Raw genomic sequence first — 25,056 nt, forward strand, 5'->3', positions numbered from 1 at the left:
GACGGGTTTGACGAGCCGGTTCGGCGCCCTAGTGCGGCAGTGGCGGCAGCGGGCCGGGTTGAGCCAGGAGGAGTTGGCCGCGCGTGCCGACGTCGGTGAGCGCACCGTCCGAGGCCTGGAGACCGGCAAGCGGGACAACCCGCAGGTGCGCACGGTGCGCATGCTGGCCGACGCGTTGCGGTTGAGCGGCGCCGAGCGCTCCGAGCTGTTCATCGCCGCTGGGCACGCCGGGAACGTCGACGACGCGCCCGCGTCCGAGCCCGTCCGCCGCGGAGGCGCGCACGGACGGTCGCGCCGCGGTCCGGCGGTCACCCGCGATCCACTGGTCGAAGCGACCGACGCCCTGGCGCACGCGGTGCATTCGCGCTGGCAGCGGGAGGAGGAACAGCAGCAGGTCCACGACCCGGTGCCGCTGCCGGTCCGCTGGCGACGGGCGCCCGCGGCACTGGAGGACAGCTGGGCCAACATCCTCGTGGCGAAACCGGGTGTGCCCGCGCGTCCGCTGGACCTCGGCGGAGGGCTCGACCAGGTGGTGGAGGTGTACCGGAGGATTCCCTCCTGCAGGCTGGTCGTGCTCGGCCGGGCCGGCGCCGGCAAGACGATCCTGACCACGCGGTTCGTGCTCGACCTGCTGGCAGCGCGGGAGCCGGCCGACCCGGTCCCGGTGATCTTCGGCCTCGGTTCGTGGAACCCGGAGCGCACCGGGCTGCGGGACTGGCTGGCCGAGCGGCTGGTGCGCGACCACCCCGGCCTCGCCGCACCCGGCCCCGGCGGGTCGACGCTGGCAGCCGCGCTGGTCGACACCCATCGCGTCCTGCCGGTGCTGGACGGGTTCGACGAGATCGCCGGCGGCCTGCACCGGGCCGCGCTGGCCGCGTTGAACTCCACCACCCTGCCGCTCCTGCTGACCAGTCGGGTCGACGAGTACCGCGCGGCGGTCGACGCCACCGGTGTGCTGAGGGCGGCCGGAGCGGTGGAACTCGTCGACCTCACCGCCGACGACCTGGCCGACTACCTGCCGCGCACCACCCGGAAGACCAGCGGCACGGCCAACGTCTGGCAACCGGTCCTGGACGAGGTGCGGGCGCGTCCGGACGGCGCTCTCGCCGCTGTGCTCACCACTCCGCTGATGGTGGCGCTCGCACGCCGGATCTACAGCGACACCCCCGACCACGACCCGCGGCAACTCCTCGACACCGAGCTGCTCGGTGACGAGGAGTCGATCGAGCGGCACCTCCTCGGCGGGTTCGTGCCCGCGGTCTACCAGGGGCAACGCGGCGTGCGGGTGCACGACGTCGACCAGGTCGGGCGCTGGCTCGGCCACCTCGCCGACCACCTGAGCCGCCTCGGCACCCACGACCTGGCCTGGTGGCAGCTCGGCACCTCCATGAGCCGGCGAATGCGGGCGCTGGTGGTCGCGTTGTTCGTGTTCGCCGGCGTCTGGCTGGGTGACGTGGTGTTCGAGGGCCTTCTCTTCGGGGGGAGCGCCATGAGAGTGCTGGGACTCGGGGCAGTGGTCGGGCTGATCGTCGGGGTTCCGTTCGGCTTGGTGCACGGGCACCTGGCGCGCGTCCAGCCGCTCAAGCCGGTCCGGTTCCGGTTCCGGTTCCGGCAGGGAACGCGTCCGAGGGCGATGTGGCCGCAGGTGCGGCGCAGGGCCCGGATGGGCCTGCTGTTCGGCGCACTGGTCGGCTTCACCTACGGATTGCTGACGATCCTGGCGAAGTGGCTGGTCAGAGGTCACATCACACCGGCGATGATCCTCGTCGACGTCGGCGTGTTCACCGTGGTGTTCGCGTCAGGTGCGGCGCTCGCGTTCGGGCTGATCGCCGCGGCGGAATCGCCGCAGGACCTGCGCTCGGCCGCGAGCCCGGCCGACCTGCTCGACGCGAACCGGAAGACCGTGCTCGCCCAGGTGGCGCTGTTCGCACCGCTGTTCGCGGTGTTCTTCTCCGCCACGACCTGGCTCATCGCCACGGCGTTGATGTCGCTGCCGGGCGGCGGCCCGTTCGAGGTCGTGGTCGCCTGGCCCACAGTGGCGGGGCTCGCGCTGGGGGTCGTGGGCGGGTTCGGCGGCGCCTTCGGCTATCTGATCAGCATGACCGCGTGGGGGCAGTGGGTGGTGTTCGCCCGCGTCTGGCTGCCGCTGACCGGCAGGCTGCCGTGGGCCGTGCACGTGTTCCTCGACGACGCCTACCGGCGCGGCGTGCTTCGGCGTGCCGGCGCGGTCTACCAGTTCCGCCACGCCCGCCTCCAAGATCACCTCATGGAGACCTACCGCGCCCGCTCCTGAGACTGTTCTCCCAGCTCAGGCATACCGGCCATAGATGGCCGCCCGCTGGCCTGTTCGTGTCGGCCGTGTTCCGTGAACATTGGCCGGGGCCGGTGACGGCAGGCAGGGGGAGGGATCGCGGGGTGTCGCACGAGGAACAGCCGCAGGCGGCGGGTGATGTGAACTGGGAGGCGTACAGCCACGAGGAGCTGTACCGGATGCTGTGGCAGGACGCCGACGTCGCCGATGTCAGCGTGCTCGCCACGGAGTGGGCGCAGCACCGCGTCGCGCTTGACACGCACGCCGAGGTGTTGCGGGAGCAGCGGATCGCGTTGCTCAACGGTTGGCAGGGACCGGCCGCGGAAGAGGCCGCCGGACGGCTGGAGGCGCTGGCCGTCCGGCTGGAGAAGATCAGCGAGCTGGCGCACGCGGGGCAGCGGGCGGCGCAGGAGGCCGCCGACGCGCTGGCCACGGCGAGGGCCATGATGCCGCCACCGCCCGCCGTGCCGTCCACCGGCGATCAGGCGACCAGCGCGCAGTCCGCACTCGGCCCGGGTGTCCCCGGCACGACGGGGTCCACGCCGGCTCCGTCGACGGTGAACCCGTGGATCCCGGTGAGTCCGTTGGTCCCGATGTCGTCGGCGACACCGACGACGGCCTCTTGGGCGTCCATCCCCTCGGTGCCGAACTACACCGCGATGTTCTCGCCGACGGCGTTCTTCCCCGCGCCGACCACCACGACGTCCGGCATGGGCACCGCGTTCGGCACGGTGGGCGGCGCGGGGTTCAGCTTCTACTTCGGCGCGGCCACGACGGACCAGCAGAAGGCCGAGGCGGTGCGCGCCATGCGCACCTACGAGTCGAGCCTCGTGGAAGGCAGCCGACTGATCGACGGGGCGCGGGGAGCGATCCCACCGGCTGCCCCGATCGCACGCGGGGACGCGCCGGCGGCCGGAGGGGCGCAGGGCTCGGCTACAGGCGTGCGTGGCGGGGTGCCGTGGACGCGCCTGCTCGGCGGCGGCCGGGCGGCGGGAGGGGCGGGCCCGGTGGTGGGCGGCGGTCCCGGCGTCCCGACCGCCGGCCACGGTGCGCAGCTCGGCCAGGGTCCGCGCGCCGGTGTGCTGGGTGTGGCCGGCGGACCGGGCATGCAGACCGGACACGTCACCGCCGACGCGGCTGCGGGGCGCGGGGGCGTGTCCGCAGCGGTGGCGCCAGCAGCCGGTGGCCGGCCCGACCACAGCGACGACGAGACGCACGAGAACCGGATGCCGACGATCGACCACGGGCTGTTCACGGTGGACGAGGTGGTCGGCCCCCCGGTCATCGGCCAGACGACCGGAGGGCAGGGATGAACGCGGGCCAGGGGTACCACGTCGAGCTGGACCTGATCGAGGACCGGATCACCACGCTGACCAGGTTGGGTGACCTGACCGGTGACCTGGTCGCGGCGGTGAGCCGGCTGGCCGAACGGCAGCCGATGCTCGGCGCCGCACCGCCCGCCGTGGAGCTCGCGGCGCGGCTGCGCGCGGCGGCGGGCGAGTCGGGCCTGGCCGGTGAGGTGAGCGCGGCGAAAGGCGAGGTGGAGGCGTTTCTGCGGACGCTCTCCGACACCAAGGCGTCCTACAGCGAGGTGGACGCCGATGCCGGGTCGTCGGTGCGGGCCGCCGGCCGGTCGGACGGGGTGGCGCGGTGACCGCCGCGACCGACCGGGAGGTGTGCTTCGAACCCGTCGAACTGGACCTGCTCGCCACGCACGCCGGAGCGGACTTCCCGTTTCCTCTGCGGGTTCCGTCGTTCGGCCGTTTCACGCACGAGCGGGACGAGCTGCTCGCCGACGCCGGGCACGCGCTGTGCGCCCGCGGCCTCGCGACCGGGGCCGGACCCGTCGGCGTGGCGAACGAGCTGGTCACCGCGCTGCGGGAGTACCGGGGCGCGGTCGACCTGGTGGTGGTCGGCTCGGGCGGGGTGATCGGCGCGGTGGCCATGGTCCACCGGGACCGGGCCGTGGTGTGCCGCCAGTCGCCGCTCGACGAGCGGGGGAGCGCGGTCGTGGTGACGGTGGTACCGGCCACCGTGCTCGGCGACGAGCTCGCCCGGCTGATCCCCGTGACCGGGGCGGCGGCGACCATGCCGATCACGGTGCCGCCCGGCGTGGTCGACGAAACGGTGGCGGACCGGTTGGCCGACGTGTTCCCCACGTCGGCGGGCCAGGGCCAGTTGGGCGTCGTCCGCAGGGTGGGCGACACCGTCACCCGGCCGCCGGAGGTGTGGTGGCTGGACGGCGGGCGGGGGCGGGTCCGGGTGGATCGCGGCGACGCCGGCTGGGTGAGCGTCAACCCGTTGCGGCACAGCGAGCTTCTTCGGTTGCTCGGTGAGGCCGCGGAGGTTGCCCGCGCCTGAGGCGGCGGGCCGATCAGGACAACCACGAGTGGGAGAGGGAAGGGGAGGACCATGGATCCAGCACAGTGGCTGGCGGACTACCGGGAGCGCCTCGAACGAGCCGCGCACGGCGCCCGTGCGGCGAGCGCGAGCTTGCGCGAGGTGGGCGCGACCGCGACGTCGCCGCGAGGCGAGGTCAGCGTGACCGTGAGCGCCGGAGGACTGCTCGACGACGTGACGTTGACGCCGGCGGCCCGCAGGCTGGAGGCGGACGCCCTGGCCGTGCTCATCGTCGGCACTGCGCGCGAGGCGCAGCGGCTGGCCGGCACGAGGATGACCGAGGTGATGTCGGGTTACCTCGGCGAAGGCGAGGCACTCGCGCGGATCACCGAGCACACGCCCTCGGAGGCCGCGCGATGAGCCAGGACGCCTTCACCGCCGACCCCGAGCAGCTGCGCGGTCACGCGGGCACGCTGGCGGGCTACGCCGACCGGCTGGCCGCGACGGGCGCGCGGTTGCCCGGCGCGCTCGGGGAGCAGTCACTCGGCTCGTTCGCGGGCTTCCTCACCGCCGGGCTGGGCGGTGCGATGGCCACGACGATGGACGCGTTCGGCCACGTTGCCTCCGCCGTCGAGCAGGTCGGTGGTGGGCTGCGGCAGTCGGCCGACCACTACCAGCGCACCGACGACGACAGTGCCGCCGTGTTGACCGGTATCGAGACGGAGGTCGCCAAGTGGTGACGACACTGCCCCGCGCCGATGCCGAGGCGACCTCGCAGGACGTCGGTCGGATCGCCGCGCTGCTGGCCGAGCTGCGGTCCGTCAGCGCCGCCGTGGACAGCAAGGAGTGGCTGTCGGGCGGGCTGGCCGGCGACCCGGACGCACCGCTCGGCGCGTTGAACTCGATCGAACGGCCGCTGTCCGCGCTGGACGGTGCGGGCGTCGGGTTCCTCACCCCGATGATCTCGTTCCTGGAGGAGCCGCTCAACCAGCTGCGCGGCGACCCGGACTCCGTCTCCTCCGGCGCCGGCGAGTTCGACTCGGCCGGCAAGGACGCGACGTCCGTGGCCGAGGAGTACCGGTCGTCCGTGGGGGACGAGACCAGCGAGTGGTCCGGCCAGGCCGGGACGGACTACCTGAAGGCGGGCACCGAGCTGGTCGACGGCATCCTCTCGATCGGGGAGACCGCGCTGACCTCGGGCAAGGCGGTGATCGCGGCCGGCGAGGTCGTCGCCAAGGTCGTCGCAGCCGTCACCCGGCTCATCACCGAGGCCATCGCCAGGATCACGCCGATCATCACCCAGGCGCTCGCCGCGGCGGCGGCCACGTTCGGGCAGAGCCTCGCGGTGGCGATCCCGCAGTGCGTGCAGATCGCCGTCGAGTACGGCGGGAAGATCGCGGGCAAGCTGGCCGAGCTGCTGGCCAGTGGTGAGAACCTGGTCAAGCTGGTCGAGGGTGCGCTCGGCGTGCTGAAGGTCGTGAAGGAGGTCGTGTCTTTCATCGGCGAGCGGAGCCAGTCGGGCGTGTCGGGCGACAAACCGACCGGCGCATCGGACCAGAGCGCCGTGCCCGACGACGGCGAACCCACCCTGACGACGTCGACCGCGGGGGGATTCGCATGATCGGCAAGTCCCGTCGCCTGCTCACCGGCGTCGCCGGAGGTGTCGTCCTCGCCGTCACCGCCGCCGTCACCGCACCGCCGGCCGCTGTGGCCGCGCAGGACGACCACGCCACGACCAAGGCCGTGCTCGACCGCTACCAGGCGCAGGCCGGACCGGGCGTGGCCGTCCACGCCGGTGACGAAGCCGAGGCGTGGACGCTGAGCAGCGGCACCGCCAAGATCGGCCAGAACCGCCCGATCACGTCGACCGAGCACTTCCGGATCGGCAGTCAGACCAAGACGTTCACGGCGGCGGTGGTGCTCCAGCTCGTGGACGAGGGCCGCGTCGTGCTTGACGCGCCGATCGGGCAGCACCTGCCCGGCGTGCTCACCGGCAACTACGACGGTGACGTCATCACCGTCCGCCAACTCCTCCAGCACACCAGCGGAATGGTCCGGGACGTCCGTGACGCCGCGGCCAACCCGGACGGCAGCTACGCACTGGCCGAGCTGGTCCGATCCGCGATGGACGAGCCCGCCCAGTTCGCACCCGGCGCGGGCTTCGGGTACTCCAACGTCGGTTACCTCGTGCTCGGCCTGCTGATCGAACGGGTCACCGGCCGGTCGGCCCGCGACGCGATCACCGAACGGGTCATCACGCCGCTCGGGCTCACGGGCACGTCGTTCCCCGCACCGGGGACGCGGGCACTGGCCGACCCGTACCTGCCCGGCTACGTGGGTGGCAGAGCCGGCCCGTTCTTCTTCTGGATCGAGGGCACCACGAACACCGAGCTGACCTTCTGGAGCACCGCCGGCGCGATCGCGTCCACGTTGGACGACATGGCCGAGTTCTACGGAGCGCTCCTCGACGGCCGGGTCGTTTCGGTGGCGGCGCTCGCCGAGATGCGCCGAACCGTCGCGCCGGCCCCCTCGTACTCGTACGGGCTCGGGCTGATCAAGATGGACCTCTCGTGCGGTGGTGAGGCGTGGGGACACAACGGCGCGCTCGGCAACGGGCACTACTCGTTCACCCTGACCACCGACGACGGCCGGTACGCGTCGCTGGTCACCAACGGGAACGTGCTCAGCTCCAGGCCGGTCTCCATCGAGGTGCTGGACTCCGCGCTGTGCGAGGTGGCGGCGTGATCCGGCGACGACTGACCGCGTCCGGTGTCGCACTCGCCGTCGTGGGTGTGCTCGGCCTGCCCGGCGCGGGGGCGGCCGCGTCGGCGGTGAACGCGCCGCCGGTGTTCGCCGACGGCCACGGGCTGACGGTGGTGAGCCAACCGAAGTGGGTGGACGCGAACGAGCGCACCTTCGTCTTCACCGTGCGCACCGCCCACGTGCCCGCGTACTCGGTGATGGACGGCCAGGTCTCCGGCGAGCACGCGGTCATGGTGACGCTGCCGGAGGACTACGACCGGACCGCGGCCACCCGCTACCCGGTGCAGTACCACCTGCACGGCCACCCGGACCGCCCGAACACGGTCGCGAACCAGCGGCTGTTCGAGGAGACCACGGTGGGTGTCCCGCTGATCACGGTGGCGCCCAACGGTTCCGGCCGTGGCTGGTACTCGAACTGGGTGAACCCGCCGGCCGCTCTGGGACCGCAGAACTGGGAGTTCTTCCACCTGGATCAGGTGGTCCCGTTCATCGACGCGAACCTGCGCACCGTTCCGACCCGTGCCGGCCGGGCGATCTCCGGACACTCGATGGGCGGCTTCGGCGCCTTCCACTACGCCGAGCACCGGCCGGACCTGTTCGCCTACGTCGGCAGCTTCTCCGGCGGACTCGACCTGCTCAGCCAGGAGCAGCGGGCCGTGGTCGTCGCCACCACGCAGCTGCCCGGCAGCGGCACGCCGACCGTGCCGGTGGACGCGATCTTCGGTCCGCCGATCTGGCCGCTGGACGGCGTGTGGAACCGGGAGAGCCCGGCCCAGCACGTCGGCCCGCTGCGCGGAATGGGCGTCGCGATGTACACCGGCAACGGCGGCGACCTCACCGCGGACCCGATCCAGGCCGTGGCCGAGAACCGGGCGCGGGCGACGAACCTCGTCACCCGGGACCACCTCGTGGCGGCGGGCATCCCGCACACGTTCGTCGACTACGGCGACGGCAGCGGGTGGGCGGAGGGCTGCACCGGCAAGCACGCCCAGCTGCCCTGCCTGATGGCCGACATGGACCACTTCGTGTCGCTGCTCATGGGCAGCCTCACCCGCCCGTAGCCGCGCGGCGTCGTCACCGGGCCGAGGTACCCGGTGACGACGCCGCGCCCGTCGCCAGATAATCGCCGGCGGCGCCGGCGGCGGTCGACCACCATGACGGCCATGATGCTGCTGGTGCCGGCGGATCCGCTCCGCCCGACCCGACCGGACCCGCACTTCGCGCCGGAGGCCGCCGCCGCGCGCGAGGCCGGACACCGGGTCGCCCTGGTCGACCACGACGCGCTCACCAGGGGCCACGCCGACCGCGCGGTCGCCAAGGCGCCCGCCGACGAGGACGCCGTCTACCGGGGCTGGATGCTCAGGTCGGAGCACTACGCCGCCTTCGCGGACGCCCTCGCGCGGCGAGGAGCCCTGCTGAGGACCACCGCCGACCAGTACCGCGGCGCACACGAACTCCCCGGGTGGTACGACGACTTCACCGGTCTCACGCCCGAGTCCGCCTGGACCGAGGGCTTCGACCGGGCCGCGTTCGACCGGGCCCGCGAACGCCTGCACGCGGGACCGGCCGTGCTGCGCGACTACACCAAGTCGATGAAGCACCACTGGCACGAGGCTGCCTACATCCCCGATATCGCCGACGCCGACGCCGGGTGGGAAGTCGCCCGGCGCTTCACCGAACTGCGGGACGACGACGCCACCGGCGGCTTCGTGCTGCGCCGCTTCGAGCGGTTCACCTCGACCGAGGTCCGCACCTGGTGGGTGGACGGTGCCTGCGCGCTCGTCGGCCCGCACCCGGACACCCCGAACGACGTGCCGGACGCGCCGGATCTGACCGCGATCGGACCGCTGGTGCGGCACCTGCGGTTCGTCACCGTCGACCTGGTCCGGCGCGAGGACGGCGCTTGGCGGGTGGTGGAGCTCGGTGACGGCCAGGTGAGCGACCGGCCGAGCACCACCGCCGCGGACACGATGATCGCGATCCTCTGATCGGCAGTGCTCTGCCGGATGTCAGGGGGTCGTGCCGGGGTCAGCGCACGCCGCGCGGTCGGAACTGGACGCTGATCCGGGGTCCGACCGGCTTCGCCGACTTGGGCACGGCGTGCTCCCACGTCCGCTGGCACGAGCCGCCCATGACGATCAGGTCGCCGTGGCCGAGCGCGTACCGGACCGTCGCCCCGCCGCCACGGGGCCGCAGCGCGAGCGCGCGGGGTGCGCCGACGGACACGATCGCCACCATCGTGTCCTCGCTGGACCCGCGCCCGATCGTGTCACCGTGCCAGGCGACGGAGTCCCGCCCGTCGCGGTAGTAGCAGAGGCCGGCGGTGCGGAAGGGTTCGCCCAACTCGGGGGCGTACCAGGCGCTGAGGTCCGAACGCGCCCGCGTCAGCACGGGGTCCGGCAACGGCCTGTCCTCGTCGTAGAAGCAGAGCAGGCGCGGCACGTCGACCACGCGCTCGTACATCTGCCGGCGTTCGGCACGCCAGGGCACTTCGGCGACCAAGTGGTGGAACAGCACGTCCGCGCCGGTCAGCCAGCCGGGGAGCACGTCGACCCAGGCTCCGTCGCCGAGCACCGTGCGCCGGATGCCGGCCAGCGGGCGCAGGGCGGGCGTCTCCGCGCCGTCGTCGAACAGCGACACCTGCATGAGCGCAGCATAACCCGAGAGTCGAACACGCGTTCGACCCGTAGTGAACTCTATAGCTTCAGTGTTGTCTGAAAGCTCAGGCGTCCGGCTCGGGCTTGCGTCGTCGCCCACCGGTGCGGACCTGCTTCGAAGCCTCGCTCGCCGGTTCGGGCTGCGGTTTACCGGCGGTCGCCTTCTCGGTCGTCCCCGGGTTGTCGGCGAGCAGGATGGCGGCCAGCTCGTCGTAGATAGGTGTGCTGCTCATGGAAGATCCTCTACCCCGTTTGGACGGAAGTTACACGCTCAGTCAGTGAGGGGTACGGCCAGGGTTGCGAAAACGATCGACGCCCACGGGCCGGCCGGTGACCTGGCACACAACTCGTTCGCACTTCCGATAGACGGATGTCCTAGTAATCTGGTGGCAGTCCAGCGCTGCCCGAAGGAGCCGTCGTGACCGCAAACCCGCTGCACAACCCGCTGCACCCGGTCCGTTTCGTGACGGCGGCCAGCTTGTTCGACGGGCACGACGCCGCGATCAACATCATGCGCCGGATCCTCCAGGCCCAGGGCGCGGAGGTCGTCCACCTCGGCCACAACCGGTCGGTGCGCGAGGTCGCCGCCGCGGCCGTGCAGGAGGACGTGCAGGGCATCGCGATCAGCGCCTACCAGGGCGGACACGTCGAGTACTTCACCTATCTGGTGGAACTTCTGGCCGAACGCGGCGCGCAGCACATCAAGGTCTACGGCGGCGGTGGCGGCGTCATCGTGCCGGAGGAGATCGAGCTGCTGCACTCGCGCGGCGTGACGCGCATCTTCTCCCCGGCGGACGGCCAGGAGCTCGGCCTCGCCCGCATGATCAACACGATGGTGGAGGGGTGCGACCACTCGCTGGCCGACCGCCCGCCGTCGTCGTGGGACGGCCTGTTCACCGGCAGCGAGGACGTGCTGGCCCGCGCGATCACGCTCGTCGAGGCCGGTGCGCTGCCCGCGGACGTGCGCGAGCGGATGGTGCGGACGGCGGCCGAGCGGACCGTGCCGGTACTCGGAATCACTGGAACGGGTGGTTCCGGCAAGTCCTCGCTGACCGACGAGCTGGTCCGCCGGTTCCGGCTGGACCAGCAGGACAAGCTGCGCGTCGCGGTGCTGGCCGTCGACCCGACCCGGCGGCGTGGCGGCGGCGCGCTGCTCGGCGACCGCATCCGGATGAACTGCCTGGACGGAGACCGCGTCTTCTTCCGCTCGATGGCGACCCGGCGGGCGGGCTCGGAGGTGCCGGACGGCCTGGGCGACGCGATCCTGGCGTGCAAGGCCGCCGGGTTCGACCTGATCGTGGTGGAGACGCCGGGCATCGGCCAGGGCGACGCGGCGATCGTGCCGTTCGTGGACCACTCGCTGTACGTGATGACGCCGGAGTTCGGCGCCGCGTCGCAGCTGGAGAAGATCGACATGCTGGACTTCGCGGACGCGGTGGCGATCAACAAGTTCGAGCGCCGCGGCGCGGAGGACGCCCGCCGTGACGTGGCCCGTCAGCTGGTGCGCAACCGGGAGGCCTTCGGCGCGTCCTGGGAGGACATGCCGGTCTTCGGCACGTCGGCGGCGACGTTCAACGACGACGGGGTGACGGCCCTCTACCAGCACCTGCGCGGCGAGTTGGCGCAGCGCGGACTGGACGTGACCGAGGGCGCGCTGCCGGTCGTGCCGGGCAAGGTCTCGACGTCGGCGGCGACCGTCGTGCCCGCGACGCGGGTGCGGTACCTGGCCGAGATCGCCGAGACGGTGCGCGGCTACCACCGCGCGACCGAGACGCACGTGGACGCGGTGCGGCGGGCGGCGCACCTGCGCGCGGCGCGGGCGGAGCTGGAGGCGGCCGGGCACGACACGTCGGCGATCTCGTCGCTGCTGGAGTCGGCGGAGAAGCAGGTCGACGCGGTGTCGGCGGAGCTGCTGGCGGCGTGGCCGAAGGTGGTGGAGGACTACAGCGGCGACGAGCTGGTCGTCCGGGTGCGGGACAAGGAGATCCACACCCAGCTGACGCGGGAGACGTTGTCGGGCAACAAGGTGCGCCGCGTGTCGCTGCCCCGCTACGACGACGACGGCACGTTGCTGCGGTTCCTGCGCCGGGAGAACCTGCCCGGCCACTTCCCCTACACGTCAGGCGTCTTCCCGTTCAAGCGGGACGGTGAGGACCCGGCGCGGATGTTCGCGGGGGAGGGCGACGCGTTCCGCACCAACCGGCGGTTCAAGTACCTGTCGAAGGGCTCGCCGGCGACCCGCCTGTCGACCGCGTTCGACTCGGTGACGCTGTACGGTCGCGACCCCGACACCCCGCCGGACGTCTACGGCAAGGTCGGCACGTCCGGGGTGTCGATCGCGACGCTGGACGACATGAAGGCGCTCTACGACGGTTTCGACCTGACCGCGCCGAGCACGTCGGTGTCGATGACGATCAACGGCCCGGCGCCGACGATCCTGGCGTTCTTCCTGAACACGGTGATCGACCAGCAGGTCGACAAGTTCCGCGCCGAGCACGGCCGCGAGCCCTCGGCGGCGGAGGCGGACCAGCTGGAGGCGTGGGCGCTGGCGACCGTGCGCGGGACGGTGCAGGCGGACATCCTCAAGGAGGACCAGGGGCAGAACACCTGCATCTTCTCCACCGAGTTCTCGCTGCGGATGATGGCCGACATCCAGGAGTGGTTCATCGAGCGGAAGGTGCGGAACTTCTACTCGGTGTCGATCTCGGGCTACCACATCGCCGAGGCGGGGGCGAACCCCATCAGCCAGCTGGCGTTCACGCTGGCCAACGGGTTCACGTACGTCGAGTCGTACCTGGCGCGGGGGATGAGGATCGACGACTTCGCGCCGAACCTGTCGTTCTTCTTCTCCAACGGGATGGACGCCGAGTACAGCGTGATCGGCCGGGTGGCGCGGCGGATCTGGGCGGTCGCGATGCGCGAGCGCTACGGCGCGAACGACCGCTCGCAGAAGTTCAAGTACCACGTGCAGACGTCGGGGCGGTCGCTGCACGCGCAGGAGATGGACTTCAACGACATCCGCACCACGTTGCAGGCGCTGTGCGCGCTCTACGACAACACGAACTCGTTGCACACCAACGCTTACGACGAGGCGATCACCACGCCGACCGAGTCGTCGGTGCGGCGGGCGATGGCGATCCAGCTGATCATCAACAAGGAGTGGGGCCTGTCCGCGAACGAGAACCCGTTGCAGGGCTCGTTCGTGATCGAGGAGCTGACCGACCTGGTCGAGGAAGCGGTGCTGGCCGAGTTCGACCGGCTCTCCGAGCGCGGCGGTGTGCTGGGCGCGATGGAGACGGGGTACCAGCGCGGCCGGATCCAGGACGAGTCGATGCTGTACGAGCAGCGCAAGCACGACGGCTCGCTGCCGTTGATCGGCGTGAACACGTTCCTGCCGGACGACGGGTCGCGCGAGCACGTGACCATCGAACTGGCCCGCGCGACGGAGGACGAGAAGCGCTCGCAGGTCGAGCGGACCCGCGCCTTCGCCGCCGCGCACGCCGCCGAGGCGGAGCCCGCGTTGCGGCGGTTGAAGGAGGCGGCGGCGTCGGGGGAGAACGTGTTCGCGGTGCTGATGGACGCGGCGCGGGTGTGCACGCTGGGTCAGGTCACCGAGGCGTTCTTCGAGGTGGGCGGTCAGTACCGGCGCAACGTCTGATCAGCGCCGGAGCGCCCGGTAGCGCTTGAGCTGGGCGGTGATCCGCGCGGGGTCGGCGGCGCCGTTCAGCTCGGCGAGCAGGTCGTCGGGGCACAGCTCGTAGCGGTCGCCCCACCACCGCCGCGCCTTGTTGTCCCAGATCCCGTACCCGCCGGGAACGCCCCTCGCCACGTACCGCCGCTTCGCCAACCGACTCTCCCGTGTCGCCGTCCGCCTCCAGGATCGCACCGGACGGCAACCGGGTTTCGCAGGTTCAGCCTGGTCGCCGGCCGGGGCGTGCCGGCGTGCGGGGGCGCCGCGTCACGGCCGCGTGCTGCTCAATTCGGCGACTGTGCGGTGCCGGCCCGAGGGTTGGCGGCTTGACGGGTCGCCTGGTGGGCGGGGTGCTGGTAGTAGGAGATGGCGGCGGTGGCCAGGGCGGCGCCCCAGATCGGCCAGAAGCACTCCGGCAACCAGGCTCCCCATTCGTCGGCGGTGAACCGGCCGGCGATGGCGACGCGGATGTAGGTGAATCCGGCCACGGTGACGATGATCGCGACGAAACCGGCCGGGACGACCGCCAGCAGCGGCGGCACCCGCTTGCCGCGCAGGCCGGGAATCCAGCGCGGGAAGATCTTGCCCCACCGCTGGGTCAAGCCGAGGGTGAGCACGCCGCCGAACGCGCCGAAGGTCGCCAGGTAAGCGCCGGCCAGCCACATGCCGTCGTCACCTTCGGCCATGAACTCCTCGGTCACGCCCAGAGGGATGCCGAGCGCCCACGCCCACCGGGTGGCGCAGTACACCAACGGCACCGTGAACGCCACGTAAACGGCGACCCGCCCGCGTTCCGGGGTGAACCACGTCCGGCGTTCCCGGTCGCGCCCGTAGGCCATCGCGGCGGCTGCGAGGAGCAGGCCGCCGAGCACGCAGACGAGCTGGTTCAGCACCGGCCACGGCCACGCGTCGGCGAAGGTGGTGCCGCCCGGCTCCCAGTCGAAGACGGGGGCGATCAGCAACAGCGGTGTGTAGGCGACGCCCATCAACAGGCGCGAGTCGGGGATCACCAGGATCAGGAGTGCGGCGATCGACCAGGCAGGGACCAACGGCGCGCGGTGGCCGCCGCTCCCGGTCAACGCCAGCGCCGAGGCCGCGGTGAGCAGTGAGAGGACGGCGATCCACCAGCCGAAGCCCGGTGTCGTGCCGGCCAGGACGGACAACGCCCCGTCGGGATCGGAATCGGTGGCGCCCCAGGGGTATCCGGGCATCCCCAACGCCCATGCGATGCCGATCGCCCCGTAGATCAACGCCCACAGCGCCGCCGCGTATCCCCATCGGTCCGAAATGGACAAGTTCTTCATGCGGTCGAGCCTTCCGCCTCGGCCGGGTGGCGAGCCAGATGCCGTTCGGCACCCGTGCGGTCGCAAGAGGTGCCGTTCGGCACTCGTGGGTGGACCGGGGGATGTGCTTATCGTCTGCGGGTGAACGTGACTTGGGCTGTCGTCGTGCTGCCGGTGCTGGTCGCCGTCGCGGTGAACGCGATCGGGCTGTTCCGGCCACGGCTGAGGCCGCGTCTGCCCGTGTTGGTCCTGACCACCGGAAGTGTGTCCCTGGTCTTCACGTTGGCCCACGTCATCGGCGTGATCCGGCCGGCGTGGGGCACCAGTGTGCTGGGGATGCTCGAGAGTGCGGCGTTGATGGTGTCGGCCGGGCTGGTCGTCAGGTACGCGCCACCGCCGCGAGCGGTGGTGGCCGCTCTGGTCGCGGGACTGGCCGCGGGTGGCTGGCTGCTGCGCGTGTTCACGCCCGTGTCGCCGCTGGAGGTGCTGGGCGCGTGCGTGTTCTGGGGACTCGGCGCGTTGGTGGCCGCCGGGGTGGGCGCCTACCTGCGTTCCCTGGACGTGCGGCAGGAGCGGGCGGTGGCGGACACGCGCACCGCCTTGCGGCTGCGGCTGGCCCGGGACCTGCACGACTTCGTCGCACACGACATCAGCGAGATGGTGGCGCACGCCCAGGCCGGCGCGGTCGCGGGCGATCCGCTGCGGGCTCTGGAACGCGTCGAGGCCGCGGGTCAGCGGGCCTTGTCGGTGCTTGACCGCACGCTCGACATGCTGCACCACGACCGACCTCTCGGCCCCGTCGGCGACCTGGGCGGCATCCGCGAGGCAGCCGCACGGTTCTCCGCCGCCGGGCCGGCGCGGGTCGACCTGCACCTGGACCCGGCGTTGGCGGTTCCGGTGGAGACCGCGGCGCTGGCCTACCGGATCGTGATCGAGGGACTGACCAACGTCCGGCGGCACGCACCGGGGGCGACGCGCGTCGAACTGCACGTCGGTGAGTCGGCCGGGGCACTGGAGGTCAGGATGACCAACGACGGCGTGAGCGGCACGCGCGGCCGGCGGCGTGGCGGGTCCGGACTGCCCGGCCTGGCTGCGGTCGTAGCGGAACAGGGTGGCGAGCTGGTCACCCGCGCCGTGCCGGACGGGTGGTCGCTGACGGCGCGCCTACCGCCGGCACAATCACCGGAGTGGTCGCCCGAATCCTCCTCGCCGACGACCAGGAGGGCATCCGGGGCGCCTTCCGGATGATCCTCGACGCCCAGCCCGACATGACCGTGGTGGCGGAGGCGGCCGACGGCCGCGCCGCGATCGACACGGCCCTCGCGATCAGGCCCGACGTGGTGCTCGCCGACATCCGCATGCCCGGCACCGACGGCATCGAGGTGGCCCGCGCGCTGGCCGGCACCGGTGTCCACGTCGTGGTGGTCACCACGTTCGGGCTCGACGAGTACGTCCAGGCCGCCCTGCGCCACGGCGCCGCCGGGTTCATCCTGAAGCGCTCCGCCCCGGCGCTGCTGGTCGAAGCCGTCCGGGCCGCGGTCAACGGCGACATGCTCATCAGCCCGGAGCTGACCGTCCGGTTGCTCCGCGGGCGGGAGCTGCCGCACGAGCAGTCGAGCGTCGTGCTGACCGAGCGGGAGGACCAGGTCGTGGCCATGGTCGCGGTCGGCCGGACCAACGCCGAGATCGCCGCCGAACTCTTCCTGTCACCGGGCACCGTGAAGAACCACATCGCGTCCGTCCAGCACAAGACCGGCACCAGGAACCGGGTCGCCATCGCCGCGTGGGCCTGGGCCACCGGACGCGCCAAGCCTTGACCTCGTCACCTGCTGGAGGCGCGCACCACGAGCTTCGTCGGCAGGAACGCGGGTTCCGGCGTGTCACCGCCGTGCACCATGGTCAGCACAGCGCGCGCCGCGGCCACTCCGATCCCCGACTTGTCCTGCGCCAACGTGGTGAGGGGCGGGTCGACCAGGGCGGCCAGCTCGATGTCGTCGAACCCCACGACGGCCAGGTCGTCCGGTACCCGCAAACCGGCGTGGCGCGCGGCGAGCAGCGCGCCGACGGCCATCTCGTCGCTCGCGCAGAACACCGCGGTCGGCGGCTCGGGCAGTGCGATCAGCGACCGCGCCGCCGCCTGGCCGCTGGGCCGGTAGAAGTCGCCCTCCACCACGTACTCCGGCGGCACCTCCAGCCCCGCCTCGGCCATCGCGGCGCGGAAACCGGTCACGCGGTCGACCGACGGGCGGTTGGTGCGCGGCCCGGTGATGGTCGCGATCCGGCGGTGCCCGGCGGCGGCCAGGTGCCGCACCGCCAGGGCCGCGCCACCGACGTTGTCCGACGTCACGTAGGTGGCCCGCGGTCCGTCGACGTCCACGTCGACCGCCACGCACGGCAGCCCGGACTGGGCGAACGCGGTGAACGCCGACGCGTCCGACCCGCTGTCGATGAGGACCAGCCCGCCGAGGTGGTGCCGCCGGGTCATGTTCACGTACGCCACCGGGTCGGCCAGGGACGCGCCGACCGCCCGCAACGCCGCCGACCCGCTCGTGGCGAGCATCAGCAGGTGGTAGCCGTGCGCGCTGAGCGCCGACTTCAGGCCGATCAGCAGCTCCTGGAGGTACGGGTGCCGCCACCCCGGCCTGCGGTGGTCGGTGTCCCACACGAGGCCGATCAGCCCGGACCGCTTGGTGGCCAGCGCGCGCGCCGACTCGTTGGGCCGGTAATCGAGCTCCCGGGCCACCCGTTCCACCACTTCGCGCTTTTCCCGGCTGACCGTCAGCGGCTGGTTGAAAACGCGGGAAACGGTCGCCACGGACACGCCGCAGAGCTGGGCGATCTCGCGGATCGTCGGCATCGCACGCCCCTTCTTTGTAACCGGTTTCAAGCTCGCAGGGAGTACGCCCTGACCAGGCTGGACACCGTATCACCTGCGGAAACGCCGAAGCTCTGAAACGATGAGGTTATCTGTTCGTTACTTGACGGTGTCGCGGCGCACGGCTGTCATGTACACCACACCGGCCGGGCGCAGACCCGACCGAATTCGCCGGAAACCCCTCGGTTCGACCCTGTGCGTCTCCGGCGTGCCGAAACGGCTGGAAATGTGGAAAGAGGGAGTGCCGCGTTATGAGACGAACCGGGACCATGGTCGGCGTCGGCCTGCTGGCCGCGAGCCTGCTCGCCGGCTGCGGCGGCGACAGCGCTGACGGCAAGACCAGGATCACCATCGGCCTGTTCGGCAACTTCGGCTACCAGCAGCTGTTCGAGGAGTACGAGAAGGCGCACCCGGACGTCGACATCACCGACCGCACCGCCTCGTACTCCGACCACCACAAGAACCTCGCCGCCCACCTCGCCACGAACAACGGCGCGGCGGACGTCGAGGCGGTCGACGTCGGCTACATCAACCAGTTCAAGGCCAACCCCGGCCAGTTCACCGAGCTGAAGTCCGACATCAAGGACCGCTGGCTGGACTGGAAGTGGGAGGGCTCGCTGTCCAAGGACGGCAAGCAGATCGGCTACGGCACCGACATCGGCGGCCTGGCCATCTGCTACCGCCGCGACCTGTTCGAGGCCGCCGGCCTGCCGTCCGACCGCGACGCGGTGTCCGCGCTGTGGCCGACGTGGGAGCAGTTCATGGCCACCGGCAAGCAGTTCGCGGCCAAGGCACCCGCCGGCGCCAAGTTCTTCGACGGCGGCCCGACCGTGCTCAACGCGATCGTCGGCCAGGCGCCCACCGGCTACTACGACAAGTCCGACAAGATCGTCGTGGGCGACAACGCCGACATCAGGAAGGGCTGGGACCTCGTCTCCCAGGGCGTGGCCGACGGCCTGTCCGCCGGGCTGCTGCACAGCACCCCGCAGTGGAACACCGGCTTCAAGCAGGGCCAGTTCGCCACCCTCGCCTGCCCCGCCTGGATGATGGCCAAGATCAAGGACCAGGCGCCCGACACCAAGGGCAAGTGGGACCTCGCGGCCGTGCCCGGCGGCGGCGGCAACTGGGGCGGCTCGTACCTGACCGTGCCCAAGCAGGGCAAGAACATCGACAAGGCCGTCGCGCTCGCCACCTGGCTCACCGCGCCCGAGCAGCAGGCCAAGGTCTTCGCGAACGCCGGCCTGCTCCCGTCCGCGCCGAAGCTGTACAGCGAGCAGTCGGTGGCCATGAAGCAGGACGAGTTCTTCAACAACGCACCCGTCGGCAAGGTGTTCACCGACGCGGCCCGCGCCCTGAAGCCGCAGTACCAGGGGCCGAAGGCCGGTGACGTGCAGACGGAGATGGGCAACGCGATGCAGCGCGTCGAGCAGGGCAAGCAGAGCCCGGACGAGTCGTGGCAGCAGTTCGTCGCCGACGTCAAGAGGCTCGAGGACTGATGAAGACGGACTGGCGCGAACGCCGCCACCGGTGGGACATCCGGTACGCGCCGTACGCCTACATCGCGCCGTACTTCCTGCTGTTCGCGGTGTTCGGCCTGTTCCCCCTGCTCTACACCGCCTGGGTGTCGATGCAGGACCGGAACCTGCTCGACGGCGACGCGGCGACGTTCGTCGGACTCGACAACTACGTCGAACTGCTCACCGCTGACCCGTACTTCTGGAACGCGATGGGCAACACGCTCAGCCTGTGGTTGCTCACCACCGTCCCGCAGATCCTGTTCGCGCTCGGCATCGCGCAGCTGCTCAACCGGCGGCTGCGCGGCCGGACGTTCTTCCGGATGGGCGTGCTGCTGCCGAACATCACCTCGGTGGCGGCGGTGACGATCATCTTCGCGCAGCTGTTCGGCCGGGACTTCGGCATGATCAACTGGGTGCTGAGCCTGTTCGACGCGGGTCGGATCGACTGGCAGGCGGGCACCGGCAGCTCGCACGCCGCCATCGCGACGATGGTGGTGTGGCGCTGGACCGGCTACCACGCGCTGATCTTCCTGGCCTCCATGCAGGCCATCCCGACCAGCGTGTACGAGGCGGCCCGGCTGGACGGCGCGAGCGGCTGGCAGCAGTTCTGGCGGATCACCGTCCCCATGCTGCGCCCGCAGATCATCTTCTCCACGGTGATCGCCACCGCGGGCAACATGCGGCTGCTCGCCGAGCCGCTGCTGTTCAACCCCGGCGCGGGCGCCGCGACCGGCGGTTCCGACCGCCAGTTCCAGACCGCCGCGCTCTACCTCTACGAGCAGGGCTTCGCGAAGTTCGACTTCGGTTACGCGTCGGCCATCGCCTGGCTCCTGCTCGTCGCGACGGTCGCCATCACCGGGTTGAGCTACCTGGCCGCGCGCCGCATCCGGACCGACTGAAAGGGCTCGTCAGATGACCAGCGTGCTCGACCGGCCGGCACCCGCCGCGTCGCCACCCGCCCGCCGCGGGCGCAAGGCGATGCGGATGCCCGGACCGTGGACCTACGCGGCACTGATCGCGGTGCTCGCCGGGTCGGCGTTCCCGGTGTACTGGTCGCTCGTCGTGTCCTCGCAGACGCCGGACAAGGTGGACAGCGTGCCGCCGGTGCTCGTGCCCGGCGGCAACCTGTTCGCGAACATCGCCCGGGTGTTCGACCAGTCCGACTTCGCGTTGGCGATGATGAACTCGCTGGTGGTGTCGGGGACCATCACGCTGTCCGTGGTGTTCTTCTCCACCCTGGCCGGGTTCGCCTTCGCCAAGCTGAAGTTCCGGGGCCGGTCGGCGCTCATGCTGCTGGTGGTGGCCACCCAGGCCGTGCCGACGGAGCTGGGCGTCATCCCGCTGTACATGATGATGAGCGATTTCGGCTGGGCGGGGGAGATCCACGCGGTCATCGTGCCCGGCCTGGTCACCGCGTTCGGCGTGTTCTTCATGCGGCAGTACTTCGAACGGGCGGTGCCCGACGAGCTGCTGGAGGCGGGGCGGATGGACGGGTGCAGCTCGCTGCGCCTGTACTGGAACGTCGTCCTGCCCGCCGCCCGACCCGCCGCCGCGGTGCTCGGCCTGTTCACGTTCATGCAGGCGTGGAACGACTTCTTCTGGCCGCTCGTGGTGCTGACGCCGGAGAACCCGACCGTCCAGACCGCGCTGTCGACCCTGGCCAGCGGGTACACCACCGACTACACCCTCGTGCTCACCGCGGCGACGATCGGCACGGTGCCGGTGCTCGTCGTGTTCCTCCTGTTCGGACGCCAGATCGTCGGCGGAATCATGCAAGGAGCGCTAAAAGGATGATCGACTTCCCCCGAGGGTTCCGCTGGGGCGTCGCCACGTCGGCGTACCAGATCGAAGGAGCCGTGGACGCCGACGGGAGAGGACCGTCGATCTGGGACGCGTTCGGCGCGGTGCCGGGTGCCGTCGCGGGTGGCGACACCGGCGCGGTGGCGTGCGACCACTACCACCGGATGCCGGAGGACCTGGCGCTCCTCGGCGAGCTCGGCGTGGACGCCTACCGGTTCTCGGTGTCCTGGTCGCGCGTCCTGCCGACGGGCTCGGGCCCGGTCGAGCAGCGCGGCCTCGACTTCTACAGCCGGCTCGTCGACGGGCTGCTGGAACGGGGCATCGAGCCGTTCCTCACCCTCTACCACTGGGACCTGCCGCAGGCGCTGGAGGAACTGGGCGGCTGGCGCTCCCGCGACACCACGCTGCGGTTCGCCGAGTACGCCACGATCGTGCACGACGCGCTGGGCGACCGGGTGTCGAAGTGGACGACGTTCAACGAGCCGTACGTCTCCTCCATCGTCGGCTACGGCGAGGGCAGACACGCACCCGGCGCACGGGAGGGCCACGGCTCACTCGCCGCCGCGCACCACCTGATGGTGGCGCACGGCCTCGCCGTGAACGCCATGCGCGGCACGGCGGGGCACGAGTTCGGCATCGTGCTCAACCAGTCGCCCTCGACCCCGGTCACGCAATCGGACGCGGACCTGGCCGCGGCCCGCCGGCACGACCTGCTGCTGCGCCGCCAGTTCACCGAGCCGCTGTTCGGGGGGCGCTACCCCGACGACTACGAGGAGACGTTCGCGGGCGTCACCGACCTCTCCTTCCGGCTGGACGGCGACCTGGAGCTGATCTCCACGCCGCTGGACTACGTGGGCATCAACTACTACTACCGCCAGCACGTGGCCGACGCGCCGCACCGCGACCCGAACCCGGCCACCCGCACGTCGATCGACGTGGGCATCGACACCACCCGGCTGCCGGACGTGCCGCGCACCGCGATGAACTGGCCGGTCGAGCCGGCCGGGATGACCGACACCCTGGTCGGCCTCAAGAACCTCTACCCGGACCTGCCGCCGGTGTACGTGACCGAGAACGGGTGCGTCTACCCGGACAACCCCGGCTTCGTCGACCAGGAGCGCATCGACTACCTGCGCAGCCACCTCGCGGCGGCCCGGGACGCGGTCACGGCGGGCGTGGACCTGCGCGGCTACTTCGTCTGGTCGTTCCTGGACAACTTCGAGTGGGCGCACGGCTACAAGCACCGGTTCGGCCTGGTCCACGTGGACTACGAGACGCTGGTGCGCACCCCGAGGGCCAGCTTCCACTGGTACCGCGACCTGGTCGCCGAGCAGCGGGCAAGGACTGGCGCCGCCGGCTGACCTGCGGGGCCACCGTCGCGCGGGGGCGCGTTCCGCGCGACGGTGGCGTCACCTCTTCGGCCGCTGCCCCGCAGACGGCGGGGTCCGGTCGTTCACGACGTCGACCCGGCGTGGTTCAGGGCCAGGGGTTGGGCGTGCACGACTTGCCGTCCGGCGTCACCTGGACACCCTGGTCGCTGCCCATGATGATCGACGCGAGCCCGTCGTTCTCCACGCTCAGCGTCTGCTGCATCATCACCGGCGCCGGACCGCCATCCGCCTGGCACACCTCGTGCCCGAGGCCGAGGAAGTGCCCGACCTCGTGGTTGACCGTGTAGATCCGGTAGCCGAGCAGGTCACGGCCGTACGTGTGGGCACCGCGGAACCAGCGCGCCGAGTTGAGGTGGACGGTCGACCCGATCCGGCACGACGTGTCGTAGGGCAGTTCGAAACCGCACAGCGCCCGCGAGGTCTGCTGGGACGTCAGCCGGATCCGCAGGTCCGGTTCCACCTCCGGCCCGACCCGCCGGAACGCGTGCTGCCGGGACCACCCGCGCGGGTGCACCAGCGCGTAGTCGACCACGGCGGCGAACGGGTGGTCGCCGTTGGGCAGCTCCATGCCGTCCTCGACCTCGACCGTGTACGCGAACCCGCTGGTGTCGGCGTCGGCGGCGACCGGCGGCACGACCCGCCACGTGCCGACACCATGCGCCGGGAACGGGTGGCCGGGCGGCAGGTCCGGGGCGGACCGGAAGCTGTCGACCGGCGCCGCGGCCGAGGTCGCAGGGGTCGGCGGGGCGGCGGGCACGACGCCGGCGGCGGGCCACACGACGGTGGTCGGCCGGGCCGCGAGCCCGAAGTCCAACGCGACCACCGTCGACACGGCGAGGCACACCCCGGTCAGGTAGGGCACCAGCGGGACCGACTTCATACGGGTTCCAACCCGGCCGAGCCGTAGGTGCAGGCCGCGTTCCACAACAGGAACGACGGCGCGCCCGCTTCCGCCGTGGCCACCACCTGCGCCTGCACCTCACCCGGACCGTACGCGTGGCCCAGCGAGAACGCCTGGAGCCACGGGATGACCGTCGCGCCGGTGCCCTCCGTCAACCGGACGAAGTCCGCCACCGAAGCCCGCACGATGTCGTACGGCTTGGCGTTCGGGTTGTCCACGCCGTACTCGCCGGGACCCCAGTGCGACGGGTAGACCATGGGCGCCACGTAGTCGACGTGGGCCGAGAGGGCCGGGATGTCCTGCGCCACGTCCTGCGGGCTGTGCGCGGCGATCCCGAACACCGAAGCGCCCAGGTAGGCGCCGTGCGGGCGGACGGCAGCCCGGTTGTCCCGGAGGAAGTCCACTATGGACTGCTCGGGCGTGCCGGTCAGACCGGGGAACACCATCTGCCGCAACGGGCCGTCCGGCCGCCGCACGTAGTCGTAGAGGATGTCGTCGAACCCCAGCTCGGCGGCCTCGCGGGCGATCGCGATGTTGTACTCGCGGACCTCCGGGTTGGCGAAGTTGGTGAACGCGAACTCGCCGTAGTGCGCGGACCAGGCGCCGCCCGACGCGTTCTGCGCCAACCGGTCGCGCGCGCCCGCGTCCCACGACGCCTTGCCCAGGATCGGGTCGCGGAACGCCACCAGCCGACCGACCACCCGCAGCCCCATGCCGTGCAGCTCCTTGATCACGGCGCGGGCGTCGTAGTGGGTGCGCGTCGCGCCGATCTGCCTGGCCAGCGGCACCTGCGAGTCGTAGCCGATCTCGCCGCTCTCGTCCTTGATGTCCAGCTGCACGGTGTCGATGCGGCCCTCGCGCGCCATCGCCAGCACGGGATCGCGCAGCGACGGGGTCGCCCACGCGGTGGCGCTCATGTGCACGGCGCGCATGCCGGGGTGGGTCACCTTGACCGGGACCTCGTGGTGCCGCGAGTTGCCCGCCGAGTCGTTGGCCTCGACCCGGACGCGGGTGGGCACCGACGCGAGCGACGCCTCGAACCGGCCGTCCCGCACCGGCACCTGCTGGTCGCCGACCAGCACCGAGTCCGCGCCGTCGGCGCTGCCCCGCACGGTCACCGGGCCGCGCGGCGACGCGGCCTCGACCACCTCCACGTTCAACGCGGGCGGGGTGCCGTCGACGGTGAACTCGCGCCGGACCTCCGCGTCGGGCATCCACGGCAGCGGGTTCGCCGCCCGCACGGACAGGTTGTGCCTGCCCTCGGTCAGCTTCAGCCCGGTCAGCGTCATGCGGCCGTCGATGCGCACCAACTCGACCGGCTGTCCGTCAACGTGCACGGTGACACGATCGAGCCCTTCGGGGTCCGCGGTCGTGATGGACACGCGCTCTACACCCGAAGGGGTGACAGCGATTCCGTCGGCCAGGTCGGCGACGGCGAGTCCGACGCCACGGCCGTACACGATCGTCGTGACGACGCCCGCGATCAGCAGCAGCACCACGACACCGACCGCGGGTATCACCACCCGC

Annotated in this window: 24 protein-coding genes; 17 read left to right on the forward strand and 7 right to left on the reverse strand. The window is 71.6% G+C overall.

Features of this window, described 5'->3' with window-relative positions; translation table 11 throughout:
* Window positions 1-7: 7 nt before the first annotated feature.
* The 10 genes from OQ02_RS22390 (at window position 8) to OQ02_RS22435 (ending at window position 9,402) form a co-directional block, all read left to right on the forward strand.
* The gene (locus OQ02_RS22390) at window positions 8-2,293 is read left to right on the forward strand and encodes a helix-turn-helix domain-containing protein (RefSeq protein WP_033440491.1); all 2,286 of its coding nucleotides are present in this window, start codon (window positions 8-10) and stop codon (window positions 2,291-2,293) included.
* A gap of 122 nt (window positions 2,294-2,415) precedes the next feature.
* Window positions 2,416-3,624, forward strand: coding sequence for a hypothetical protein (locus OQ02_RS22395; RefSeq protein ID WP_156077210.1), 1,209 nt, complete (start codon window positions 2,416-2,418; stop codon window positions 3,622-3,624).
* A complete protein-coding gene (locus OQ02_RS22400) occupies window positions 3,621-3,965 on the forward strand; it encodes a hypothetical protein (protein WP_033440492.1) in 345 nt (114 codons plus the stop codon). Before OQ02_RS22395 ends, OQ02_RS22400 begins: the two co-directional genes overlap by 4 nt.
* Complete coding sequence (locus tag OQ02_RS22405) at window positions 3,962-4,672, forward strand: ESX secretion-associated protein EspG (RefSeq protein ID WP_033440493.1); 711 nt, start codon at window positions 3,962-3,964, stop codon at window positions 4,670-4,672. Before OQ02_RS22400 ends, OQ02_RS22405 begins: the two co-directional genes overlap by 4 nt.
* A 51-nt stretch (window positions 4,673-4,723) precedes the next feature.
* Complete coding sequence (locus tag OQ02_RS22410) at window positions 4,724-5,071, forward strand: YbaB/EbfC family nucleoid-associated protein (protein WP_033440494.1); 348 nt, start codon at window positions 4,724-4,726, stop codon at window positions 5,069-5,071.
* The gene (locus OQ02_RS22415; protein ID WP_033440495.1) at window positions 5,068-5,391 is read left to right on the forward strand and encodes a WXG100 family type VII secretion target; all 324 of its coding nucleotides are present in this window, start codon (window positions 5,068-5,070) and stop codon (window positions 5,389-5,391) included. The genes OQ02_RS22410 and OQ02_RS22415 overlap by 4 nt, the downstream gene beginning before the upstream one ends.
* Window positions 5,388-6,272 (forward strand): WXG100 family type VII secretion target, encoded by an 885-nt coding sequence (locus OQ02_RS22420; RefSeq protein ID WP_231500167.1) that lies wholly within the window; start codon window positions 5,388-5,390, stop codon window positions 6,270-6,272. The genes OQ02_RS22415 and OQ02_RS22420 overlap by 4 nt, the downstream gene beginning before the upstream one ends.
* Entirely contained in the window at window positions 6,269-7,396 is a 1,128-nt protein-coding gene (locus tag OQ02_RS22425; RefSeq protein ID WP_033440496.1) for a serine hydrolase domain-containing protein, read from the forward strand. Before OQ02_RS22420 ends, OQ02_RS22425 begins: the two co-directional genes overlap by 4 nt.
* Window positions 7,393-8,475: an alpha/beta hydrolase gene (locus tag OQ02_RS22430; protein WP_231500168.1), complete on the forward strand. Its 1,083-nt coding sequence runs from the start codon at window positions 7,393-7,395 to the stop codon at window positions 8,473-8,475. The genes OQ02_RS22425 and OQ02_RS22430 overlap by 4 nt, the downstream gene beginning before the upstream one ends.
* Before the next feature lie 102 nt (window positions 8,476-8,577).
* Complete coding sequence (locus tag OQ02_RS22435; RefSeq protein ID WP_051772671.1) at window positions 8,578-9,402, forward strand: ATP-grasp domain-containing protein; 825 nt, start codon at window positions 8,578-8,580, stop codon at window positions 9,400-9,402.
* A 40-nt stretch (window positions 9,403-9,442) separates the two neighbouring features.
* On the opposite strand, the gene OQ02_RS22440 is transcribed toward OQ02_RS22435, so the two are convergent.
* Both OQ02_RS22440 and OQ02_RS43930 read right to left on the reverse strand, forming a co-directional pair.
* A complete protein-coding gene (locus OQ02_RS22440) occupies window positions 9,443-10,060 on the reverse strand; it encodes an alpha-ketoglutarate-dependent dioxygenase AlkB (protein ID WP_033440497.1) in 618 nt (205 codons plus the stop codon).
* A gap of 76 nt (window positions 10,061-10,136) precedes the next feature.
* On the reverse strand, window positions 10,137-10,304 hold the full coding sequence (locus OQ02_RS43930) for a hypothetical protein (protein ID WP_156077211.1): 168 nt from the start codon (window positions 10,302-10,304) through the stop codon (window positions 10,137-10,139).
* A 185-nt stretch (window positions 10,305-10,489) separates the two neighbouring features.
* Here OQ02_RS43930 and icmF point away from each other — a divergent pair, with 185 nt between their 5' ends.
* On the forward strand, window positions 10,490-13,729 hold the full coding sequence (gene icmF / locus OQ02_RS22445) for a fused isobutyryl-CoA mutase/GTPase IcmF (protein ID WP_033440498.1): 3,240 nt from the start codon (window positions 10,490-10,492) through the stop codon (window positions 13,727-13,729).
* Here the strand turns inward: icmF and OQ02_RS22450 are convergent, their stop codons facing one another.
* Both OQ02_RS22450 and OQ02_RS22455 read right to left on the reverse strand, forming a co-directional pair.
* Entirely contained in the window at window positions 13,730-13,918 is a 189-nt protein-coding gene (locus OQ02_RS22450; protein WP_033440499.1) for a hypothetical protein, read from the reverse strand.
* 128 nt (window positions 13,919-14,046) lie between these two features.
* Entirely contained in the window at window positions 14,047-15,066 is a 1,020-nt protein-coding gene (locus OQ02_RS22455) for a hypothetical protein (protein WP_051772656.1), read from the reverse strand.
* 120 nt (window positions 15,067-15,186) lie between these two features.
* On the opposite strand from OQ02_RS22455, the gene OQ02_RS22460 reads away from it, so the two are divergent.
* Both OQ02_RS22460 and OQ02_RS22465 read left to right on the forward strand, forming a co-directional pair.
* Entirely contained in the window at window positions 15,187-16,293 is a 1,107-nt protein-coding gene (locus OQ02_RS22460) for a sensor histidine kinase (protein ID WP_051772657.1), read from the forward strand.
* The gene (locus OQ02_RS22465; RefSeq protein ID WP_231500172.1) at window positions 16,290-16,862 is read left to right on the forward strand and encodes a response regulator; all 573 of its coding nucleotides are present in this window, start codon (window positions 16,290-16,292) and stop codon (window positions 16,860-16,862) included. The genes OQ02_RS22460 and OQ02_RS22465 overlap by 4 nt, the downstream gene beginning before the upstream one ends.
* A gap of 5 nt (window positions 16,863-16,867) precedes the next feature.
* On the opposite strand, the gene OQ02_RS22470 is transcribed toward OQ02_RS22465, so the two are convergent.
* Window positions 16,868-17,902, reverse strand: a complete 1,035-nt coding sequence (locus OQ02_RS22470; protein ID WP_033440500.1) for a LacI family DNA-binding transcriptional regulator — start codon at window positions 17,900-17,902, stop codon at window positions 16,868-16,870.
* Window positions 17,903-18,171: 269 nt separating this feature from the next.
* On the opposite strand from OQ02_RS22470, the gene OQ02_RS22475 reads away from it, so the two are divergent.
* Genes OQ02_RS22475 through OQ02_RS22490 form a run of 4 tightly spaced genes read left to right on the forward strand, consistent with a single transcriptional unit; the run spans window position 18,172 to window position 22,598 of the window.
* The gene (locus OQ02_RS22475) at window positions 18,172-19,416 is read left to right on the forward strand and encodes an ABC transporter substrate-binding protein (protein ID WP_033440501.1); all 1,245 of its coding nucleotides are present in this window, start codon (window positions 18,172-18,174) and stop codon (window positions 19,414-19,416) included.
* Window positions 19,416-20,336: a carbohydrate ABC transporter permease gene (locus OQ02_RS22480; protein WP_033440502.1), complete on the forward strand. Its 921-nt coding sequence runs from the start codon at window positions 19,416-19,418 to the stop codon at window positions 20,334-20,336. The genes OQ02_RS22475 and OQ02_RS22480 overlap by 1 nt, the downstream gene beginning before the upstream one ends.
* A gap of 13 nt (window positions 20,337-20,349) precedes the next feature.
* Entirely contained in the window at window positions 20,350-21,231 is an 882-nt protein-coding gene (locus OQ02_RS22485) for a carbohydrate ABC transporter permease (RefSeq protein ID WP_033440503.1), read from the forward strand.
* Complete coding sequence (locus tag OQ02_RS22490) at window positions 21,228-22,598, forward strand: GH1 family beta-glucosidase (protein ID WP_033440504.1); 1,371 nt, start codon at window positions 21,228-21,230, stop codon at window positions 22,596-22,598. The genes OQ02_RS22485 and OQ02_RS22490 overlap by 4 nt, the downstream gene beginning before the upstream one ends.
* Before the next feature lie 115 nt (window positions 22,599-22,713).
* Here the strand turns inward: OQ02_RS22490 and OQ02_RS22495 are convergent, their stop codons facing one another.
* Window positions 22,714-23,508, reverse strand: coding sequence for a DUF3152 domain-containing protein (locus OQ02_RS22495; protein WP_051772658.1), 795 nt, complete (start codon window positions 23,506-23,508; stop codon window positions 22,714-22,716).
* Entirely contained in the window at window positions 23,505-25,052 is a 1,548-nt protein-coding gene (locus OQ02_RS22500) for a putative glycoside hydrolase (protein WP_033440505.1), read from the reverse strand. The genes OQ02_RS22495 and OQ02_RS22500 overlap by 4 nt, the downstream gene beginning before the upstream one ends.
* Window positions 25,053-25,056 lie beyond the last annotated feature (4 nt).

Source organism: Saccharothrix sp. NRRL B-16314, from assembly GCF_000716595.1.
Lineage (GTDB): Bacteria > Actinomycetota > Actinomycetes > Mycobacteriales > Pseudonocardiaceae > Actinosynnema.